Origin of the sequence: Vibrio sp. 2092 (assembly GCF_033339635.1) — a bacterium.
GTDB lineage: Bacteria > Pseudomonadota > Gammaproteobacteria > Enterobacterales > Vibrionaceae > Vibrio > Vibrio alginolyticus.
Map to the genome: position 1 here is coordinate 192,929 of NZ_JAWOUY010000006.1, position 16,194 is coordinate 209,122.

General features: G+C 37.5%; 13 protein-coding genes and 1 pseudogene. 3 read left to right on the forward strand and 11 right to left on the reverse strand.

Annotated elements, in window-relative coordinates; translation table 11 throughout:
- Window positions 1-62: 62 nt before the first annotated feature.
- Complete coding sequence (locus R7P80_RS12930) at window positions 63-437, reverse strand: four helix bundle protein (protein ID WP_047009463.1); 375 nt, start codon at window positions 435-437, stop codon at window positions 63-65.
- Between the two features lie 43 nt (window positions 438-480).
- On the reverse strand, window positions 481-1,761 hold the full coding sequence (tviB, locus tag R7P80_RS12935) for a Vi polysaccharide biosynthesis UDP-N-acetylglucosamine C-6 dehydrogenase TviB (protein WP_154204889.1): 1,281 nt from the start codon (window positions 1,759-1,761) through the stop codon (window positions 481-483).
- A gap of 870 nt (window positions 1,762-2,631) precedes the next feature.
- On the opposite strand from tviB, the gene R7P80_RS12940 reads away from it, so the two are divergent.
- From R7P80_RS12940 to R7P80_RS12950, 3 genes are all read left to right on the forward strand, one after another.
- Complete coding sequence (locus R7P80_RS12940; protein ID WP_225491708.1) at window positions 2,632-3,957, forward strand: MBL fold metallo-hydrolase RNA specificity domain-containing protein; 1,326 nt, start codon at window positions 2,632-2,634, stop codon at window positions 3,955-3,957.
- 164 nt (window positions 3,958-4,121) lie between these two features.
- Complete coding sequence (locus tag R7P80_RS12945; protein WP_170897493.1) at window positions 4,122-5,129, forward strand: sugar transferase; 1,008 nt, start codon at window positions 4,122-4,124, stop codon at window positions 5,127-5,129.
- Window position 5,130: 1 nt separating this feature from the next.
- The gene (locus R7P80_RS12950; protein WP_170897492.1) at window positions 5,131-5,943 is read left to right on the forward strand and encodes a glycosyltransferase; all 813 of its coding nucleotides are present in this window, start codon (window positions 5,131-5,133) and stop codon (window positions 5,941-5,943) included.
- A 497-nt stretch (window positions 5,944-6,440) separates the two neighbouring features.
- Here the strand turns inward: R7P80_RS12950 and R7P80_RS12955 are convergent, their stop codons facing one another.
- The 9 genes and pseudogenes from R7P80_RS12955 to R7P80_RS12995 form a co-directional block, all read right to left on the reverse strand.
- Window positions 6,441-7,139, reverse strand: coding sequence for a hypothetical protein (locus tag R7P80_RS12955; RefSeq protein WP_170897491.1), 699 nt, complete (start codon window positions 7,137-7,139; stop codon window positions 6,441-6,443).
- Window positions 7,136-8,125, reverse strand: coding sequence for a Stealth CR1 domain-containing protein (locus tag R7P80_RS12960; protein ID WP_170897490.1), 990 nt, complete (start codon window positions 8,123-8,125; stop codon window positions 7,136-7,138). Before R7P80_RS12960 ends, R7P80_RS12955 begins: the two co-directional genes overlap by 4 nt.
- Window positions 8,122-9,321: an oligosaccharide flippase family protein gene (locus R7P80_RS12965; RefSeq protein WP_170897489.1), complete on the reverse strand. Its 1,200-nt coding sequence runs from the start codon at window positions 9,319-9,321 to the stop codon at window positions 8,122-8,124. The genes R7P80_RS12960 and R7P80_RS12965 overlap by 4 nt, the downstream gene beginning before the upstream one ends.
- Window positions 9,318-10,586 carry an EpsG family protein gene (locus R7P80_RS12970; protein WP_225491707.1) on the reverse strand — a complete coding sequence of 423 codons (1,269 nt, stop codon included), beginning with the start codon at window positions 10,584-10,586 and terminating at the stop codon, window positions 9,318-9,320. The genes R7P80_RS12965 and R7P80_RS12970 overlap by 4 nt, the downstream gene beginning before the upstream one ends.
- 88 nt (window positions 10,587-10,674) lie before the next feature.
- A complete protein-coding gene (locus tag R7P80_RS12975) occupies window positions 10,675-11,622 on the reverse strand; it encodes a Wzz/FepE/Etk N-terminal domain-containing protein (protein ID WP_170897487.1) in 948 nt (315 codons plus the stop codon).
- Between the two features lie 468 nt (window positions 11,623-12,090).
- On the reverse strand, window positions 12,091-12,744 hold the full coding sequence (locus tag R7P80_RS12980) for an SDR family NAD(P)-dependent oxidoreductase (protein ID WP_170897486.1): 654 nt from the start codon (window positions 12,742-12,744) through the stop codon (window positions 12,091-12,093).
- Window positions 12,716-13,156, reverse strand: a complete 441-nt coding sequence (locus R7P80_RS12985) for an adenylyltransferase/cytidyltransferase family protein (RefSeq protein WP_170894420.1) — start codon at window positions 13,154-13,156, stop codon at window positions 12,716-12,718. Before R7P80_RS12985 ends, R7P80_RS12980 begins: the two co-directional genes overlap by 29 nt.
- A gap of 17 nt (window positions 13,157-13,173) precedes the next feature.
- Window positions 13,174-13,335 carry a hypothetical protein gene (locus R7P80_RS12990; RefSeq protein WP_170894419.1) on the reverse strand — a complete coding sequence of 54 codons (162 nt, stop codon included), beginning with the start codon at window positions 13,333-13,335 and terminating at the stop codon, window positions 13,174-13,176.
- A 301-nt stretch (window positions 13,336-13,636) separates the two neighbouring features.
- Window positions 13,637-16,117: pseudogene (locus R7P80_RS12995) on the reverse strand (SLBB domain-containing protein); the annotation flags it as partial.
- Between the last annotated feature and the right edge of the window lie 77 nt (window positions 16,118-16,194).

Sequence of the window (16,194 nt, forward strand, 5' to 3'; positions counted from 1 at the left end):
TAGGGTCTAGGGTCTAGGGTCTAGGGTCTAGGGTCTAGGGTCTAGGGTCTAGGGTCTAGGGTCTAGGAAACATAATCTCCCTTTTCTTCCCTAACAAAACCTTTCCGGATTTTAATCAAAGCGGCGATCATTGCTGCTATCTCTTTGCATTCTGCAACAATGAATAAGCCACTTTCTTTATCGATGTAACCTATATCGATGCCAATATAGGTTTGCGTAAGGAGTTCACCTAACGAGCCTTTTGCGTAATAGAGAAATCTTGATTCTTCTTTCGCAGTTTCTCTTTCAAGACCTTCTGCGATATTAGAGGGAACAGATAAAGCTGATCGCGTTATTTGATCTTTAAAGCCATAATCTTGGCAATCTCGCATGAGTTTATAGACGTTACTCGCCAAACGTGATGAACGCTTCCAAACGTCTAATTGCTCGAATTTCATGGCTCGGCTCTGAGGTTATAGCTTCTAGGCCCTAGGACGTTCCTTACAAACGCATATCTACGCTTTCTTTATCTAGAACGTATTTCAGGTCGTACAATACATGTTCTGGTTTACCCAAAGTACGAATTTTCTCGACACCCATTTCTTTAAATTCGTTATGAGATACCGCCATGATGATCGCGTCGTAATGACCTTGCTTTTCTTTTTCGCAAAGTGTTAAGCCATATTCATGCTGCGCTTCATCATTTGAACACCAAGGGTCCATAACATCGACGTTGATGTTGTACTCTTTTAGCTCAGAGATAATATCCACCACTTTGGTATTGCGTAGGTCTGGGCAGTTTTCTTTAAATGTTAGGCCCATAACAAGTACGTTTGCGCCTTCTACGTGAATACGTTTTTTCAGCATTTTTTTCACCAACTGAGAAACAACGTATTGCCCCATACCATCGTTTAGGCGTCGGCCAGCCAAAATCATTTCAGGATGGTAGCCTACTGCTTGCGCTTTATGCGTTAGGTAGTACGGATCAACACCAATACAGTGACCGCCTACCAAGCCTGGACGGAATGGTAAGAAGTTCCATTTGGTGCCTGCCGCTTCTAATACTTCTAGCGTATCGATACCAAGCTTGTTGAAGATGATTGATAGCTCGTTGATTAATGCAATGTTTACATCACGCTGTGTGTTTTCAATGACTTTTGCAGCTTCGGCCACTTTTATAGATGACGCTTTGTGTGTACCTGCAGTGATGATGGTTTTGTATAGCTGGTCGACGAACTCTGCCACTTCTGGCGTTGAGCCACTTGTTACTTTAAGAATGTTCGTAACTCGGTGTTCTTTATCACCTGGGTTGATTCGCTCTGGAGAGTAGCCTGCGAAAAAGTCTTGGTTAAACTTAAGGCCAGAAACACGCTCAACAACCGGAATGCAATCTTCTTCTGTTGCACCTGGGTATACGGTTGATTCATAAACGATGATATCACCCTGATTGACTACTGTACCCAATGCTTCTGAAGCTTTAATAAGAGGGGTTAAATCCGGTTGTTTGTGTTCGTCAATTGGGGTAGGAACAGTAACAATGTAAACATTACATTCTTTAAGTTCTTGAAGAGAGGAAGTGTAAGAAAGGTATTTTGCTTCTGCTAATTCATTATCGCTGCATTCTAATGTGCTATCACGTCCGGCAGAGAGTTCATCGATACGGGCTTGATTGATATCGAAGCCGATCGTTGGTGATTTTTTGCCGAATTCCACTGCAAGTGGCAGCCCAACGTAACCTAAGCCAATGATGCCAACTCTGGCGTTTTCTAATGAAAAGTTCATTTTTAGTTCCTAGCAAGTTTAGATTTTATAACGCCTTTGGGTATGGTTAGTTAAGATAACCAAAGGCGTAGATAGACTAAGGACGCTCAAGGCACCCTTAAAAATTCTTAATACTTGTTAGAGTGATTTGTATTCGAATAGCGAATATAGATGTTTTAGGCATGCCGTAGACACGTTGATATGGCACATGAGTATATGTGCAACGAGAACGCGCTACGGAACTAGATACATGAATGGTATATAGAAGGGAGAAACCTTATGCCTAGCCAATTATCACTCAAAAACTGCCATCGCAGCTTTGAATTGTCCCTCTGACGTTATGGGACATTTAGTTAATTATTTGTTTAAGCGCACTTTTTATAAAAGCCGACCTTGCCAGAAATGCAACAGTGTGCTTAATTGTATTTATTGTTTGGCGACATTTTTATGTCACTCGGAGAACTTTTTTTTGCTTTTTGGCACGCTACCGCCCTTAGGTCTGGCTCCTAAAGGCAATGCATTTGTTTTTTTATCATTTGTGCTCAAGGCAAAGGATTGTATAGCAAACAGGTTGCAACGAAAAGCACAACACTGACAAAAAAATGGCTTTCTTATGACAACTGGCCAAAATGCAAACTGTCAGTTTAACCAGAAAATCGTAAATTCTGCCTACCTAAAACGCGTTTTATAATACGCATTTATTCATTTTTATTTATTACAAAATGCAAAAAGTTGACTATGTGGAATATGCATCACAATTTAGTGCAACTAAAAACACCATTTGACACTCTCCTAGCATTTTGACTCCTACTTTTGTGTTTATCTGGCTGGTTGCCTCTCCCTCTTCTTTCTTGAATTCATTACATTGATGCTCATGAAAAGGAGATCGTTATGAAAGTACTTCATCATGGTGGGAAGAATACGGTGACAGGCTCTTGTCACGAACTGCAACTCGAGCACGGGAGCATTTTGATCGATTGTGGGCTATTTCAGGGTAAAGATGCATTGGTCGGCCGTCATGACCGTTCGATGGCGATAGAGTTTTCCTTAGCCAAGGTAAAAGCACTGGTGCTGACTCATGCTCATATTGACCACATAGGCCGATTACCGTGGTTACTCGCTGCGGGTTTTAAAGGTAAAATCTACTGCACACAAGCTACTGCTGAGTTGGTCCCTCTTATGCTAGAGGATGGATTAAAGCTACAACTGGGTTTAGGCAAGCATCAACGGCAGCACATCTTAAATCTAATTAAGCAGCGATTGGTGCCGTGCCAGTACAACACATGGCTTCCTCTTAAGGGGTTGGCTTATTTACGCTTTCAACCTGCAGGCCATATTTTAGGCTCTGCTTATTTGGAATTTAAACTCTCAAATAATGACGTAGTTGTATTCTCTGGCGATCTCGGCCCAAGTGATACGCCTTTACTCCCTGATCCTAAGCCGCCAGAAAAAGCGGACTATTTGTTTATTGAATCGACCTATGGTGATAAGCACCATGAAAGTGTGAAAAGTAGAAGTGCTCGGCTGCTTTCTATTGTCGAACATGCACTGGAAGATGGTGGTGTGATTGTTATTCCTGCTTTTAGTGTAGGTAGAACACAAGAACTGTTATTCGATATTGAACAGCTTTTGTACCAGGAGTCTTTACATGGAGCCCTACCGATTATTCTTGATTCGCCTTTAGCAAGAAAGGTGACAAAGACTTATCGGCGCTTTAAAAAGCTTTGGGGTAAAGAAGCGAAACAGCGTTTGGAGCAGCATCGTCACCCTTTAGCGTTTGAACAATGTATTACGATTGAGACTCATGCTGAACATATGAGACTGGTGAATCGTCTGGCGAGCACGTCTGAACCAGCTATTGTGGTTGCTGCTTCTGGGATGTGTGAAGGTGGTCGAGTGGTAAATTATCTTAATGCGTTGTTACCCGATAGCCGTAATGATGTGCTGTTTGCTGGCTATCAAGCTGAGGGAACGCTAGGGAGAGAAATTCAAGAAGGGGCGAGTGAGGTTGATATCGAAGGAAAGAAAATTAAAGTGAAAGCTCAAATACATACGATGTCTGGCTATTCTGCTCATGCAGATCAATCTGATCTAATTCGATTTGTAGAAGGAATTAATCCGCCGCCAAAAGAAGTTCATTTGATTCATGGTGAAAATAAAGTAAAAAGAGATCTTTACCAACAGTTAATTGACCTCGATTATAGTTGTGAGATTTAACTAAGCCATATTCAAAACAAAGCTAAAAGCAAAGACCCAGGTTCAAGAAAATTAACAAAGTTATGAGCATGTTCTAGATTCAGGGATATAATTTCTATACGAAATAAATTATAATTGCCGGCTTGTGTGCAATTGGCGAGTCGATAACAACTTACCCCATTCTTATGACAGACAGTATGAGCGATACGCTTCAAGAACGAGAAGCACCTGAATTAACTAAGCATAATTCTATTAGCATAACATCAGCATTGGACGAGTTATCCGCAAGTGAATCAAATGCTTGCCTTTATATCTACTGTCCAAAAGAAGACGAAGCAAAGATTACTCAAGTACTTAAGAGGCATCCAGAGATTAACGCTCAGATTAATAACTATGCTCTTAGAGACTTCAAGAGCAAAACACTTTGCCACTTCAAAAGCTCACATCTAGATCCTGAACAGCAAGCGTTTCTTGTAGCGGCGACTGAGCTAGGTGCTTGGGTTGAGCCCTTAGTGAGCTATTTTGACCGTTCACTCGGATATACTGAAACTGAGCTTTTGCATAGCGGCTACTTCTTGCACCAAAAAGCTTTTTCTATCCTCTCTAATCGTAAGAACAGCTGGCAAAAGCGCTTCATCGACCTCTTGTTTGTTTTTATGCTGTCGTGGGTTGCTATCCCAGTAGGGCTTATTACGGCACTGCTCATTAAGCTTGAATCGCCAGGCCCGGTATTCTTTAAGCAGCGTCGTACTGGCCAATATAATGAAGAGTTTGAAGTGATCAAGTTTCGCTCGATGCGAAACGACGCGGAAAAGAACGGTGCCCAATGGGCAACCAAGAACGACGCGCGCGTAACGAAAGTCGGCTGTTTTATTCGTAAAACTCGCATAGATGAGCTACCTCAGTTAATCAATGTACTAAAGGGAGAGATGTCAATGGTAGGCCCTCGCCCAGAACGCGAAGTATTCATCTCTGAGTTGGAAAAAGCCATTCCTTACTATCGCTTTCGTCACGCCGTTAAACCTGGGGTAACTGGCTTAGCCCAAGTGAAATACCCTTACGGCGCATCGGTAGAAGATGCTATATGGAAGCATAAATACGATGTCTATTACATCAAACACCAAAATTGGATAATGGAAGTGAAAATTCTTTTGCTGACTATAAAAACTGTTTTATTTGGTATGGGTAGATAATATGGCGATGGGTAATTTTTCTGTTCTCTGCTCTATTTATATTAAAGAAAAGCCTGAATATTTAGAACAATGTTTCCAAAGCATAGAATGGCAGACATTAGAGTCAAATGAAGTTGTTGTTGTGCATGATGGACCACTAACGAATGAGTTATACGCAGTTCTAGAAAATTGGAAATCAAAGCTCCCAATTATTGAGGTAGTATTAAAAGAAAATGTTGGATTAGGTGAGGCTCTTAACCAAGGCTTGAAGCACTGTACCAATAACCTTGTTGTTCGCGTCGATACTGATGATATTAATCATATCGTTCGATTCGAGAAACAAGTAAAATATATGCTCGATAATCCAGATATACACGCCGTCAGCTCGAGCATTTTGGAGTTTGATACAGACCCAGACAATCCAAACTGTCTTAAAGAAGTTCCATGTGATGATGAGATAAAGGCATACAGCCTGAAGAGAAACCCTCTCAACCATGCCGCAAGCATTTTCAGAAAAGAGGCTGTGTTAGCCTCTGGCGGTTATCAACATTTACTATATATGGAAGACTATTACTTATGGCTAAGACTCCAAGCAAATGGCTATAAGATAAATAACTTATCTGAGCCTTTAGTTAGCGTTCGAGTAGGTAACGGCATGCTAGAAAAAAGAAAAGGATTAAACTACGCGAAGAGTGAAATAATCTTGATGAAAGAAATGTACGCCCTTAAGCTTGCCAGAAAACCAACTACAGCCATGTTCTTTTTAGCACGTAGTGCATCTCGTTTAATGCCTGCTTTTATACTCAAGCACATATATAAGCTCTATTTACGTTGACATTGCCACACATTTGTTCATTTGTTCATTTGTTCATTCTTTTAGATGGTAGTTTGAGTGCTCCTTTAGCAAAGGTAAGGGGGCATCAACTGACAACTTATCTTATTCCGCTCGCTTTTGATACCTTACATAAATGTGTTCTATTTCTTCATCGATTCTAACATTATTGACAAAATAACCTATTCACTTCTGGGAAGAAAATTATAACTTTTATATAAGTAATTTACAGGATAGTCGAAACGAAGGATAGTTACAGACGGATGTAGGTAGTAAAGTTAAAAGGAGGCGAAATGGCCCATATAGAAGCCTATAAGTGTGATACGGTATCGGATGTCGACTACTGTGTTAATTTGCCTTCGTAAGCACAGTTAGCTCAATTGGTCTATAGGAATAGAGACCATATCGCTCTAAAATACAAAGCGCCCGATGAAGTTCATCGGGCGCTGTCCTAAAAAGGTCATCCCATATCAGGAAGGGTGATACATACAAAATTTACACTAGAACTTTTGTAATTGTCCGTCAGTAGTCAACTCTTCAACATAAGGGTTTTCTTCTTGAGCAACCCAATTCGGATTTGGGGTCATAAAGTCTTCACCGTAGCGTTGGCCTAGATGTTCTTCCACATTCTCAGGAAAATGGATATTGACACCTTTATAGCAATAAGTACCTATAGAGCTCAAATGCACATATAGACGACGAACTATCAAGCCACCTAGCAACTCTTTTGTTTGAACACGAGTTAAGTTTTGATGTCTCATAAAGTCATGTGTATAGACAGAGCCCTCATCCTTTATAAAGTAAAAAACATCAAACTGCACACCATCTTTTTGGTATTGCTCTTCATAAGCATATTCAACGGTTTCAGAAGAAAATCGTTTCACTAATGAGCAACCTTTTTCTTCAAGATAGTTACGTACTTTTACTCTGTCTTCGTACCATGCTGCAAAATCGATATCATTATCATGAGCTATGATCCCATTATCTCTATAAATACCTAACAAAGTACCAAATGCTGGCCACATTAAAACTTTACTATCAGATGATATTTCAAATACCAGTTCATCAAAATGTTCAGCCATTCTAGCTTTTTTCTTTTTCGAAAGAACCTCATTAAAAAGTAAGCTATAGACTTTTCTAATAACGTCACGAATAAAAGGAACACTATCGACATAGTCTTTGAGTTTGTCTAAGTTCATAGTTCGAAGCTCGATTTTTTAGGGAAAATTTCTTCTAGTTTCTGAGCAAGAACCCGCTTAGACTCATCAAAACAAGAATCTGAGTAGTTGTCATTTAAACAAACTATATTGCAAGATTTAAGATCTATGCTTTTTATGTAGTCATGTGTCGTCAACTTAAAGACCTTATGGTCTTTAAAGTCTTTATCATAATAATCCCCACTACATAACTGGTAATATCTGTATAGGGCTTGAGATATATTTTCATGTTTTCTAAACCTAGAAGCAGATGTATCTAAGTACTCTTGTCGAAATATAGTATTTATTTTTTGTAAACTTGACTTTAAGTAGGGTTGAACATGATGATAATGCTCAAACCCTGTAATTTTCGGCATCATAGATAATATCTTTTGTTTAAACAACTCCCTTCCTTTCAAGTCCTTAAGTGGAATACTAATGTCTTTTATGTCAAATTCTTCATTGATTAACCTTAAGTTATTAAGAATCATTGATTGCCACTCAGACCTGCGATGCTTATATTTAATAATAGGATTATCTTTCGGCCAGTCTAACCTTAAAAAATCTACCGGCTTGTTTTCAATAAAGAATCTATCTTCGTTAGTTTTTTTTAAAACTAGAAAGTCATCGTTAAAATATATAAATTTCTCGGCCAATTCTGGTATGTTAACAATATTTATTTCGATCGCACTAGAGTTAAAAGTAGGTAGATCTGAGTGATTTTCAAAAATATCTTTATGACTATGGAATATTATTTTTTCATGTTCTTTATTCAACCAGTGAGGCAAGTGCCCACAAGTAATAAAGTGAACTTTATTGATCCAAGGTAGGCAAAAGTCTATTGAACGAAACAAGTAAAGTAGTGTATTCCAATCTTTGAATCTGTTAGAATCTAAAATGGATGCTTTATCCTTTCCTGTATATTTACAATAATCTTCCAACCACTTTTCATCAGAAGGGTCGACCCATAAGATAACTGCATCAATCATAATTTTAATATACCCCGAACTTTTTTATATCGGTAGATGAAAACGAAAATTTCTGTAGCAATTATACCATAAATTACAATTTCTATTTGATATCCAACGATAAAAAAACCAAGTAGAATAAAGCAATAGTATATAAATGAACCATATAATGTAGATAAATTAACTTCTTTGCTGTGTCCCAAAGCCCCCAGAAATGGATAACCATATAGAATTGAAGGGATAGTAAATAAAAGGGCAATACTGAAAATATAAAAGTAATGACTTGCTAGTTCTAAAACAGGTACAAACTCTTTCCCATATTCAATAGTTAAATTTGCTGTAAGTATAATTACGATATTCGCCAAGCAAGCATATAAACATATTTTCTTAAACAAAGAAATATTTTTAGTTCGACTCATGTAGGGGTAAAGTGCATTTGTAACCGGCGCGAATACTCCCCTGATAGCATTATAAACCTTTTCTGCAGTCCCAAAGAATGCCGCAATTTCCTCTCCCCATAATACACCAACAATAACAGTATTCACTTTTGTATAAGACAATACTGAAACTCGGCTAAAGAAAAAACCACTAGAATGCCTCACTAAAGTATTAATTAACTTAGATTTTGGTTTGTTTATTGTGTAATTTTTCGAATAACCGCAGAAAGAAAAAATAGTTATAGTAAAAAATGACAAGGCGTAGAAAGAGACGACCTCATTAAGACCTAAATTCAACCCCAAAAAAGATACTAAAGCTAACACTGGAGCAATTACACAAACTTTGATTAAACTTGTAAATATAGCTAGGGGCTTGTTATTCTCCGCCGACTGATAGAACAAGCTGGCTGTAAAGCTCTGAGAGAGTGCTAGAATTATTGTCGGAAATATATATTCATCGTTATCACTATATAGACATAACATGCAGAAAAATATGGATAAAAATAAAAATGCAATAACTTTAATCCAAATGGTTTGAGAGTAAATATTTGAATAAGATTTTTTATTCTCTCTACGTTTACTTAAGAGCTTTAGCGCATAGACTGATGTACCAAAATCAACGAGAATTATATAAACACCAACTAATGAACTTATAATTAGAAACTGGCCATAGCTATTAAGATCTAATATTGATAACAATAAAGGCAGTGTAACTATAGGAAAAAGCGTATTTGCTATATGAAGCAACGCTGTCCAAGATAGATTGTTTTTTAAATTCATTGATTTCTTTTTATGTCAAAGATAAGTTTGTCTGATGCCATATTAGATTTGAAATTTTTAATATCGCTAAAGTTCATTACCATGAAATAACCGTTGCCTATATTCATGTAGTTAAAAACAAACCTAGAATATAGCATGTTGTGATATGATAATATATTTATGAATAAAAACACAAGAATAAAGATTCTCATTTTCTTAGTGCTAAAATGCAAATAAAATATATATACAATCGGTAAGTATATTATAAAGCCAAATTCCACCAAGCGAAGAGATAATGTCCTAGAAAGCATAAATATAATAATAAGAGGAAGAGATATTATCATCATTTTAATCAAATAGTGTTGTTTGAGCTTTTCAATTTTACGAACATTCATCAGAATAATAAAGATGAATATAAGCTTCAACAGCACATATATTATTAAAGCTTTATCATGAATCGTTGAAAATTCGGACCAAGGGCCGTTGAAATAGTTATAAAGCTTAACCAAAGGTTTATCTATAAATTTTACTCCTATAGACAAACGGTGGTTAGTTGCAAATAACAAAATAACAAAAGCACATAGAGAACCTATATAAAAAAGAATACCTTTTCTCTTAAAAAGAATAGACGCAAAAAACACTATTATGAAATAAATAGTAAATATATGCGTCAAACATGCTAGAAAGAATGACATGCATCCTAGCATTCTATTTTTACTTGTAAATAGATAAGCGCCAAAGAAAAAGAAAGCAATAGCTAAGAATGTCTCATATCCTAAAAACATAACTATAGGAAGTAAACAAAACAAAGTTGATATGTATAATAACTTTTCCTTGGTGCTCTCTACCTTATAGCCAAGATTATATATTATGTATACAGAAGTTATTTGTATTAAAAAGAATGTTAAAAATACTGAAATTAATGAGTAATATTCTACTTTTAAACCATAGAACTTAAGAATCTCATAAATTATTCCTCTAAATACTTTAAAATCGATTACAGATTGAAGAATTGAATAATTTTCAAATAAAGCATAATACCTTGCTAGATCAGCATAATAGGTAAAATTGAGATCTAGTATACTGGATAAAATCCCAAAAAACATACTGCTTGATATAACCCAGATATAAATACTACTTTCTATCTTAACAAATACACTAAATAGCATCACCAAAGACAATGCTATGAATGGATAAAACAACCCTAGTGAAAATAGTGATATAGTTATTACTATCAACGTGGCTATATTTTTTGTAGCAGTTAATGGCTTATTGTCATTATACATTTGATACCAAACTTAATTCATCAACCAATATGCCAAGAATTATAACCTTAACTTTATCATGGCTTTCTTTTATAGGTAATTAGAAGTACTAATCTTCATTGCTAAAAGCAAAGCGAACGAGCACAATTGCAACCCCAAGGATTCCACCTAAAACCAAGCCAAATATACTTATCATAGCCCTTCCCGGTTTAGATTTCACTTCGGGTACAACCGCAGGATCAATAACTTTAAATGCAAACTCTTCTTGAACTTCTGCAAGCATCAAAGTTTTCGTTTGTTCTTCGATAAGCTTGTAAAAAGTATTTTGCATCTCTGAAAACGAAGTTTTTACAAGCTGATTTTCTAGGTACTGAAGGTTTTTTCTAGCTTCATCAATTGCCCTTACTCGCATCACAGAATTAATATCGGAGACTAACCAATCAACCCACTCTTTAGCAATATGCGGCGAATAGAAAAGTACAGAGACATTATATAGCCCACTTTCTTTATCTTGTGTGACGCTGAATATTTCTTTTGAAAAAACATCATATGCTTCTTGAGAAGTAGGGACTACTCCTCGAAGGCCAGACGGTTCACGGATCCATTCGTTATTAGCGGTATTATAAATCTCGTCATCATATACAAGCTCATCAGAAGACGGCTTCCAACCTTTTGAAGCCATGATAGGAACTAACAAATCATGTTTTTTTATAAAACCTTCAACAAACTGCCTAGATTTCATTACCTCGACGGCTAGATCTGCTTTATTCGATTGACTGCCTCCGAGGCTTACACCAGCTAAAGCAGCTAACCCTCCAAACTGGCCAGCAACTTTGGACAGACTACTGTTACCAGATAACTCTGCTGGAGCCAAAATTGCTTCAGATTTATAAATATTGGGGAGAAGAATAGCATATGTGACTGCAACAATTGCGAACATCGCGCTAGTAATAATGATAATCCACTTACCTTTCCACAAAGCTATGACTAATTCACGGAGATCCACATCATCATTTTTATAAGAGGGAATATTTTGCTCTTCTTTATTTTCAACCATAGGTTACCAAATCATAAACAGTGATATTTAATATAAATCCCCTTAATTAGGAGAGGTACTTGCTCTTGATGATTATGTTAATAGATAATAACTGTGCCAGTTTGATGAAGTATTTGAATGGTTGTAACCTTAGTACTTAAGCACTTAGAAGAAGTAAGTATCGATAGCAACTGATTATGCCTTGATTTTCTAGATCGCCATTCACATCCAGTTTGTTAGCCTGCAAGTGCTTAGTTGGAAGGTATATATCCAAAGTCTACAAAATACTATTAAGGATCGTAGACAAAAAATTCACTATCTTAACAAAAAATACTCGCATGCAATAATCAAATACGCTACAATTTACTTATCCATATAACCATTTATATCCCTTTTAATAAACCCCCAAGTTATACAGGAGAAGCTCTTACAGCTTCTTTCTTTACATAATCATCGAAAAAATTTATAAATGATAATTTCCAAATAGATTTAAAAAGACACCTCATCTTGCTTGATTATTTTCAACTGTCCTTTACGATAAAAAACTATATCACCTGATTTATAGCAACCTTTAATCATATCTAAAATTGGTGTAGCACCTTCCTCTAAAGTCATTACATTAGGGTTTTCAATGTGGACATTTTTCCTAATTTTCGTCTGAATTGCACCAGGGCAAGCAGTTATCACGTCAAAAGAGTCTTTATACAATCCTCCAGATAGCCTCAATACTCCAGCTTTAGCTGCACAGTATGATGTCCAATCCTTATAACTATTAAAGCCTGCGGTTGATGAAACGTTTATAATTTTACAACGAGGGTTACTCTCTAAAGCATATTTAGAGACCAAGTAAGTTCCGATAAGATTTACGTTAATATCATTAATCCACCTATCTGGATCAGATCCAACAACATGCGAGGAATACAATGTTCCAGCAGCATTTACTACAATATCAAAACTACCCTTTCGGTTGTAAAAATACTTCTCTACACTGCTTTTGGAGCTAACATCAAGCTCACTTCTTTGAGGTAAATATGCTTCGTAAATAGAATAATCTAGCAACTCTGACAACTTTTTCGCAATATCACCATTACCACCAGTAATTAAGATTTTTTTTCTATTTTGGTTCTGGAATTGGATGTTCATCACTTCCCCTTACAAGCTCCCGATATTGTTCATATATTTTCTTCTTCAAATTTGTTGAACTCACTCCCATTCCATAAGGTAAGTAAAAAACATCCACACCTAATTGCTTCAAATAATCATATTTACCAAACCAGTCATCACCAATTACAAAACAATCTATATTAAGCTTCTTAACTGTTTCACTATGTTCTAATGTGTGTTGTGGAATAACCAGATCAGGAGCTTTTAAACCCTCAACAATCGCAATCCTTTCTTCAAATGGTACTGCTGGCGGTTTTTTATAGCTACAAACGAGTTCATCTGTACTAACGCCAACTATGAGAGTATCTCCTAATCCACGACCATAGTTAATCATTTTCAAATGATTACTATGGAATAAATCAAATGTTCCTGACACATAAACAACCGTCATACTTGACCCTTAAATTACTATTTTACTAAAAATGCATATTTGTCAAAATATGCCACTCTAAATGGTGTTCCTAACAATATACCAGGATTATGATTACTATCTTTAATTTTCATTTTATCAGGCATATCTGAAGGAACAACAATATTAAAAACAGAGTTTTCCTGAACTTCTAAGATCATTGAGCTTTGCTGTCTGTTTTTCAGTAAGCTTATACATTTCGTCAACTATACCTTTTCTAACTGAGCATCTATTACGTTATCTTCAGATATAACAAGATTACACACTACTTGATTGATAACTTCAATCAACCTACCCATACTTGTACGATAAACGACGAATAGTGAATAACTGGCGTTATTTGTAGCATAACCTCATCATCTTAATTAGTACGAAAGTTCCTTTCCAAAACGCAGAAAGGCGAGCTATTACAACTATCATATTTCTAATCTAGTTTTAATTAGCCTAGGTAACAACCACTTATTACTTCAACGCATTAATCGCAACACCAGTTTGGTACAAGATCTGCGTTGCAGCTGTCCAGGTACTTAATGCATCACGGTAATCGGTATCAATTGGCACAACGATAGTATCGCCAGCTTTTAATCCCTCTTGGTTATTCCCAAACCAATAACCAGAAGAAGGCTTGTAAACAGAACCGTCTGCACGTACTACAAAAATACGATCTTCGTCTGCTTGCTTTTTAGCACCACCCGCTTTGTTTAGGTAATCGTCCACATCGAGTTTGTTGTCTAACAAATAAGTAATTGGAACCTGAACTTCGCCCATGATTGATACCGTATTTCGGAAGGTAGGAACAAAGAGGAAGTCTCCATCCTCGAGCATAAAGTCTGCTGAACGTTCGCCATCAAGAATACGGTTGAGCTGTACGACCATACGACCCAGAGCCTTACTTTTGCTTGCTTCTTCAACAAAAGTTAGGGTTTTCTGAGGGTCGGTAATTACTGAGCCAATATTGCTGTCAGCCCTGAATGTTTTCTTCGCAGTTTCTGCACGCATATCTGCCGCATATTGGTTCAGTAGCTTCTGCTCTTGTAGACGTAAAGCTTCACGAGTAAATATTGCACCTTGAGGGTGTGCAAATTCGGTCAATCCTCCTGCACGCTCCAAAAGCTCACTCAATGTCTCCCCCTGACGGGTCGTGTAAGTTCCTGGGAAGCGAACTTCACCTTGTAAAGTGACTGTGCTTTGTAGCTTCACATTTGGCTTTTCGAGGATGTTCAAACGATCTCGACCTACGATAATTGCGTCGTCTGAAGCATTGCCTTGGATTGCTTTACGCAAATCAATACGTTCAACATCAATGTATGCACGTTCATCTGCACTGTTAATCGCGGTTCGTGCTAGTTCTGCATTGATTGTGAATGCGTTGTAAGTCAAACCACCAGCAGCTTCAATCAGCGTTGATACCGTCATTCTTGGTGTGATTGGGTATCGACCTGGGTGCTTCACTTCACCAAATACTTCAGCAATTTGAGGGGCTAAACCTAAACGAGACTGTTGTTGGAGCTGCAGCAATACGGGTGCAAGTAAAGTGCGACGAGTATTCTGCTTCAGCTTTTCAAAGTCTTCCTCTGTAATCTCTTTACCGCGGAAAATGATTTTTCTTTCTTCTTTTTCTTGCTGGTTCCAGCCAACATGATTCTGTTGGTTATTAAAATTAGTTTGTTGCTGATTATTGCTAGTCATCGCATTGTTGCCTGCAATTACCGAACCTGCTGGGTTATTAACCATTGCAACCGACGAGCTCATCTGCTGCTGTTCTTTCTGTTGCTCCATCTCCGCTTGTTTTTGGGCTTGCTCGAGTGTTTTCGCTTTTGTAATTTCTTCATCGTTAGCGAGTGTATCTAAATCTTCGTTATTGAAACGGTTGAAGACTAGAACTCGGTCACGAGAACGCAGAGACATATTGTCTTTGCTGTTAGGAGATAAAATCGCATTCGCGAGATTTATCTGAAATACTTCGATATCACGTTGAGTATTTACTTCTCGAACAACAACGGCGTAGTTAACATCAGCAGTCGCATTGAATGCAGAGTCAACAGATTTAAACAAATCAGCAATACGTAGATTTTGATGCCACTCTACATACCCAGGGTGTCTGACATCCCCTTCAATTTGAACATATCGAGTAAGCTCTTCGCTTTTTTTCAAGACTTTAATAGCATCGCCATTTTTTACTTTGCTTTGCTTATCTTGACTCTTACTAAAATCGAGAGTGACCGCTTCACGAGTCCCATGCGTTGCATAACGTTTGATTTCTAACTGTTCTTTATACGCATTGGCAGTAAAACCACCTGCTATTTGAATAAGTTGTTGGTAAGTTTCACCCGGCTTAACCTCGTAGATTGCAGGACGGTTAATCTCGCCTTCTATAGACACAGTCTCTTTAACAGAGCCGATTAAAACAACATCATCTGGAAGTAAGCGCACATCATCACTCGCATCACCTTTTAGTAACAGATCATACATGTCCAACTTACGAATAATTTTTCCGTCACGTTTTAGCTGAATATCACGTAGTGCCCCACTTTCACCAAAGCCACCGCTGTAGTAGATAGCCTGTGATATTGTCGTTAATGCGCTAACCGTGTACGCGCCTGGCTTATATGCATCCCCCATGACAAATACTTGCATGGTGCGTAATTCACCTAATGAGATATCACTACGAACACCTATCATTTGCTCTTTTACACGTTGTGTTAGAGAGTCTCTAACATCGGAAAAGTGCATACCGGCAACATTTACCGGCCCAAGAGAAGGAAAGTTGATTATTCCTGCACGATTTACACGTAAGCGATGTGTTTCGTTCTCCTTACCAAACAACTGCACGATGATTTCATCACCTGCACCAACAGTGTAATTCGCTGGAACTGGAACATCACTGATCGGAGCAAAGGTACTTGGAGAGCCGGCAAAAAGTTCAAGGCCAAAGCGTTGTAATTCATCATCCTCTTTCTTGGCATCCCATATTTTTTCTAGTTCAGTAGAACTCGCCCCACTTAGTTGAGGGCGAGGTT